A 5,546-nucleotide genomic window follows, 5' to 3' on the forward strand; every position below is an offset into this window, starting at 1 on the left:
GGCCGGGAAGGCGGCCATGAGGTCCGAGACCTCGGAGCGGATCGCGGCGAGGGCCGGCTCGTCGGCCTTGCCGGCGGCGGCCACCGCACGGGAGATCCACTCCGCGACCACCGGCATGTGCGCGACACCGAGCCCCCGCGAGGTCAGCGACGGCGTACCGATCCGGATCCCCGACGGGTCGAACGGCTTGCGCGGGTCGAACGGCACCGTGTTGTAGTTCACGACGATCCCCGCCCGGTCCAGGGCCTTCGCCGCCACCTTGCCCGCCACCCCCCGCGAGGTCAGGTCCATCAGGATCAGGTGGTTGTCCGTCCCCCCCGACACCAGGTCGAAGCCCCGCTCCAGCAGCGCCGCGGCCAGCGCCTTCGCGTTGGCGACCACCGCGTGCGCGTACGCCGTGAACGCCGGCTGCGCCGCCTCGTGCAGCGCCACCGCGATGCCGGCGGTCGTCTGGTTGTGCGGCCCGCCCTGCAGCCCGGGGAAGACCGCCTTGTCGATGGCCTTCGCGTGCTCCTCCCGGCACATCAGCATCGCGCCCCGCGGCCCGCGCAGCGTCTTGTGGGTGGTCGTCGAGACCACGTCCACGTGCCCGACCGGCGACGGGTGCGCCCCGCCCGCGATGAGGCCGGCGATGTGGGCCACGTCCGCGACCAGGATCGAGCCCGCCTCCCGCGCGATCGAGGCGAACGCCGCGAAGTCGATCGTCCGCGGCAGCGCCGTACCGCCGCAGAAGATCAGCTTCGGGCGCTCCTTCAGCGCCAGCTCCCGCACCGCGTCGTAGTCGATCAGGCCGTCCTGCGCCCGGACCCCGTACTGGACGCCCCGGAACCAGGAGCCCGTCGCCGAGACCCCCCACCCGTGCGTGAGGTGCCCGCCCATCGGCAGGGCCATGCCCATCACCGTGTCGCCCGGCTTCGCGAAGGCCAGGTAGACGGCCAGGTTCGCCGGGGACCCGGAGTACGGCTGCACGTTCGCGTGCTCCACCCCGAACAGCCCCTTGGCCCGCTCGACCGCGAGCGCCTCGACGCGGTCGATGTTCTGCTGGCCCTCGTAGTAGCGGCGGCCCGGGTAGCCCTCGCTGTACTTGTTCTGCAGCACCGTGCCGGAGGCCTCCAGCACGGCGGCGGACACGTAGTTCTCACTGGGGATCAGCCGCAGGGTCTCCGCCTGGAGGCCCTCCTCGGCGGCGACGAAGGAGGCCAGCTCGGGGTCGGTGGCCAGCAGGGCGGGATGACGGTGGTTCGCGCTCATGGCGGTTCCTCCGGGGTCGATGTCAGATCTCGTCCCCGCGAGGCCCAGGCGAGCGGCCCTGTGTGCGGTCGTGCGCGCACGACTCCCCCGGAGTCGGTTCTCCGTACGCCAGTCGCCGTGCGTACCGGTCACCTTAGCGGGCGCGCCGGAGATAGGTTTCTCCGTCCGGGATCCGAGCGACGATAGAAAGGACGCCACCCACGTCACCGGCCAGACGGACGATCGGAGACCCCGTGTCGAGAACTGCTGATGCCATCCGCTCCGCCGAGGAACACAGCGCGCACAACTACCACCCCCTGCCCGTCGTCGTGAGCACGGCGGAGGGCGCGTGGATGACCGACGTGGAGGGCCGCCGTTACCTCGACATGCTCGCCGGATACTCGGCGCTCAATTTCGGCCACGGCAACCGCCGTCTCATCGACGCGGCCCGCGAGCAGCTGGAACGGGTCACCCTCACCTCCCGCGCCTTCCACCACGACCGCTTCGCGGAGTTCTGTACGCAGCTCGCCGAGCTGTGCGGCAAGGACATGGTGCTGCCCATGAACACGGGCGCGGAGGCCGTGGAGACGGCCGTGAAGACGGCCCGCAAGTGGGGGTACGAGGTCAAGGGCGTCCCGGACGGGCACGCCAAGATCGTGGTCGCCGCCGACAACTTCCACGGCCGCACCACCACCATCGTGTCCTTCTCCACGGACCACGAGGCGCGCGACCACTACGGGCCCTACACGCCCGGCTTCGAGATCGTCCCGTACGGGGACCTCACCGCGCTCGCCCACGCCGTCACCGAGAACACGGTGGCCGTGCTGCTGGAGCCCATCCAGGGCGAGGCCGGGGTGCTGGTGCCGCCCGCCGGATACCTGGCCGGCGTACGGGAACTGACGCGCGAGCGGAACGTCCTCTTCATGGCGGACGAGATCCAGTCGGGCCTGGGCCGCACCGGCAGGACCTTCGCCTGCGAGCACGAGGGGGTCGTCCCCGACGTGTACATCCTGGGCAAGGCGCTGGGCGGCGGGGTCGTCCCCGTCTCCGCCGTGGTCGCCGACCGGGACGTGCTCGGGGTGTTCCGGCCGGGCGAGCACGGGTCCACCTTCGGCGGGAACCCGCTGGCCTGCGCCGTCGCCCTGGAGGTGATCGCGATGCTGCGTTCCGGCGAGTACCAGCAGCGCGCCACCGAGCTGGGCGACCACCTGCACCACGAGCTGAACCTGCTGGTCGGCGGCGGCGCGGTGACCGCCGTACGCGGACGCGGGCTGTGGGCGGGCATCGACATCGACCCGTCCCGCGGTACGGGCCGGGAGATCTCCGAGAAGCTGATGGAGCTCGGGGTGCTGGTGAAGGACACCCACGGGTCGACGATCCGGATCGCACCGCCGCTGGTGATCAGCAAGGAGGACCTGGACTGGGGCCTGGACCGGCTGCGGTCCGTACTGGCCTGACAGCTCGTGCCCGGCGGCTCCTACAGGATGACGTGGGGCAGGAAGCGGGCGTACTCGTCCGTGACCGGCCCCGCCGATTCCCTGATGCCGAGCCCCGCCGCCTCCTCCTCGACCACCCAGGTTCCGAGCACCACGCGGTTGCCGTCGAAGTCGGGCAGCGGGGCGAGGGCCTGGAAGACGTACGTCTCCCCCTCGGCCGGGACGAAGGGCTCGCCCTCGCCGCCCGGCCCGTGGAGGGTGACCCCGGCGCCCTCGCGGCCCAGCAGGGGCTTGGCCACGTAGCCGCTCCCGCCCGGTTCGGCGAGTTCGCGCGGGCCGTCGAGGTAGGCGGGCAGCAGGTTCGGGTGCTCGGGGAAGAGCTCCCACAGGACCGCCAGCAGCGCCTTGTTGGCGAGCAGCATCTTCCACAGCGGTTCGATCCAGACGGTGCTGCCGGAGCCGCCGCCGTGGTCGTAGGTGCCGAGGACCTGCGGGCCGAAGGCGTCCTCGGCCAGCCATTCCCACGGGTAGAGCTTGAAGCAGCTGCGGATGAAGCGGAGCTTCTCGTCCACGAAGCGCCCCGAGAGGCTGTCCCAGCCGATCTGTTCGACGGACAGGGCGTGGGTGTCCAGCCCGGCCTGTTCGGCGGTCTCCTGGAGGTAGGCCACCGTCATCAGGTCCTCGCCGAGCTCGTCGGTCTCGGAGTGCGCGAAGTGCAGCGGACCGGGCGGCAGCAGCTCCGCCTGGCGGCGCCAGGCCTCGACGAGCCGCTCGTGGAGGGAGTTCCACTGGTCGGCGCCGGGGAAGCGTTCCTCCATCCAGAACCACTGCGGACTGGCCGCCTCCACCAGTGAGGTGGGGGTGTCGGCGTTGTACTCCAGCAGCTTGGCCGGGCCGTCGCCGTCGTAGCGCAGGTCGAACCGCCCGTAGAGGGAGGGCTGTTCGGCGCGGCGGCGCCAGGACTCGGTGATCAGCGCCGCCAGCCCGGGATCGGTGATGCCGAGGTCCGCGAAGCGGTCGTGCTCGACGATGTGGGCCGCCGCGGCCAGGCACATGGCGTGCAGTTCCTCGACGACCCCCTCCAGCGCCTCGACCTCCGGGAGGGAGAAGGAGTAGTACGCGCTCTCGTCCCAGTAGGGGCGCAGGGAGTCGTCCGGGTACCGGGTGAGGGGGTAGATCAGGCCCTGCTCCTCGACGGTCTTCTGCCAGTCGGGGCGGGGTTCGATGGTGTGCCGCTGCATCGGTGCGCTCAGCCGCCGGAGGAGCCGGAGCTGCTGTGGCCGCCGATGCCGCCGCGGGTGACGGCGGACTTGTCGAAGCTGCCGCCCTTCACCTTGCCGTTGCTGACGGAGCCTCCGTAGTAGTACGCGCCGCGGCCGCCGCTCTTGCACTCCTTCATGTTCAGGTGGTCGAGGGAGGAGCGGGAGGCGCAGCGCTTGTCCGGCTCGTCGCTGCTGCCGCACGCCACGAGGGTGGCGGCGAGCAGGCCCATGCCGCCGAGGGCGACCGCGCCGGACCGCATGCGGCGGCGGGTGGTGTTCGTGCTGGTGGTCGTACTGCTGTCCATGGCCGACAGACTATGGCGGGGCGCGGGGGGATGGAATCCGGCCGTCGTCACACCCTTGTCACGGGTGGGCGGGCCCGGCCGGGGCCTAGAGTCGGTTCGTGCTGATTGGGATGCTTTGCGCGCTGGGTGCGGCCGTTTGCTTCGGTACGGCGTCGGTGCTCCAGGCCGTGGCGGCGCGGGCGGCGGAGCCGGGGACCGGCTCGGGGGTCGACGCGGCGCTGTTCCTGAGGGCGTTGCGGCAGTGGCGGTATCTCGCCGGGCTGGGGCTGGACGCGGTCGGCTTCGTGCTCCAGATCATCGCCCTGCGGCACATCCCGATCTACGCGGTGGGCGCGGCGCTGGCCGCCAGTCTCGCGGTGACGGCGGTGGTCGCGGCGCGGCTGCTGCGGGTGCGGCTCTCGCGGCTGGAGTGGGGCGCGGTGGGGGTGGTGTGCGCGGGGCTGCTGATGCTGGGGCTGGCCTCGGGTGAGGAGGGGTCCGGGACGGGGTCGTTCGCGCTGGAACTCGGGCTGCTGGTGGTGGCGGCGCTGGTGCTGCTGGTGGGCGCCGCGGCCGGGCGGCTGCCGGACCGCTCGCGGGCGCTGGTGCTGGGGTTCGCGGCGGGGACGGGGTTCGGGGTGGTGGAGGTGGCCGTCCGCCTCATCGACTCCCTCTCGTGGCGGGAACTGGCCAACCCGGCGTTGTACGCGCTGCTGTTGGGCGGGGCGGCGGCGTTCCTGCTGCTCACCTCCGCGCTTCAGCGGGGCTCGGTGACGGCGGCGACGGCCGGGCTGGTCCTCGGCGAGACCGTCGGGCCGGCGGTGGTGGGCGTGGTGTGGCTCGGCGACCGGCCGCGGGAGGGGCTCGGCTGGCTGGCGGTCCTCGGGTTCGTGGTGGCGGTGGCCGGCGCCCTTGCGCTCTCGCGCTTCGGCGAACCGGAGGCGTAGCCGCGGCCCGGCCCCGGCCCGGCGGGATGCCGCTGCGCGGGGCCGTCCCCTCCCCTCCCCGCCCTTCCACCGTTCCCGCCTCAATCGCCGGCGCGGCCCACTACACGGCGCTCCGCGCCCGCGCCTCAAACGCCGGCGGGGCTGGAATTGCCTTGCGGGCAATCCAGCCCGCCTGGTGCAGCCGCACATGCCAGCGGTGGCCCGCCAAAATCCAGCCCCGCCGGCGATTGAGGCGCGGGGTCTGGGGCGGAGCCCCAGAGGCTTTGAGCCGCGCCGAGGTCTGAGGCGGGAACGGAGGAAGGGCGGGGCGGGGAGCGGCTCCGCGCAGCGGGAGTGGGCCGCCGGGGACGGCGAAACGGGCCGGGCCCGGGTTCCTAAGGGAACCCG

General features: G+C 72.7%; 5 protein-coding genes. 2 read left to right on the forward strand and 3 right to left on the reverse strand.

The window, feature by feature from the left end; all coding sequences use genetic code 11:
- On the reverse strand, nucleotides 1–1,251 hold a 1,251-nt coding region (gene glyA, locus ACFV0Q_RS37645; protein ID WP_385012010.1), incomplete at its 3' end, for a serine hydroxymethyltransferase.
- Between the two features lie 233 nt (nucleotides 1,252–1,484).
- On the opposite strand from glyA, the gene rocD reads away from it, so the two are divergent.
- Nucleotides 1,485–2,687, forward strand: a complete 1,203-nt coding sequence (rocD, locus tag ACFV0Q_RS37650; protein ID WP_385012011.1) for an ornithine--oxo-acid transaminase — start codon at nucleotides 1,485–1,487, stop codon at nucleotides 2,685–2,687.
- A gap of 20 nt (nucleotides 2,688–2,707) precedes the next feature.
- On the opposite strand, the gene ACFV0Q_RS37655 is transcribed toward rocD, so the two are convergent.
- Nucleotides 2,708–3,907, reverse strand: a complete 1,200-nt coding sequence (locus ACFV0Q_RS37655) for a glutathionylspermidine synthase family protein (RefSeq protein WP_385012013.1) — start codon at nucleotides 3,905–3,907, stop codon at nucleotides 2,708–2,710.
- An 8-nt stretch (nucleotides 3,908–3,915) separates the two neighbouring features.
- Nucleotides 3,916–4,233, reverse strand: coding sequence for a hypothetical protein (locus ACFV0Q_RS37660; protein ID WP_385012015.1), 318 nt, complete (start codon nucleotides 4,231–4,233; stop codon nucleotides 3,916–3,918).
- Between the two features lie 110 nt (nucleotides 4,234–4,343).
- Here ACFV0Q_RS37660 and ACFV0Q_RS37665 point away from each other — a divergent pair, with 110 nt between their 5' ends.
- Nucleotides 4,344–5,159, forward strand: coding sequence for a hypothetical protein (locus ACFV0Q_RS37665; RefSeq protein ID WP_385012017.1), 816 nt, complete (start codon nucleotides 4,344–4,346; stop codon nucleotides 5,157–5,159).
- Nucleotides 5,160–5,546: the final 387 nt, after the last annotated feature.

It is taken from the genome of Streptomyces sp. NPDC059564, assembly GCF_042735575.1.
In the GTDB taxonomy this organism is placed as follows: domain Bacteria; phylum Actinomycetota; class Actinomycetes; order Streptomycetales; family Streptomycetaceae; genus Streptomyces.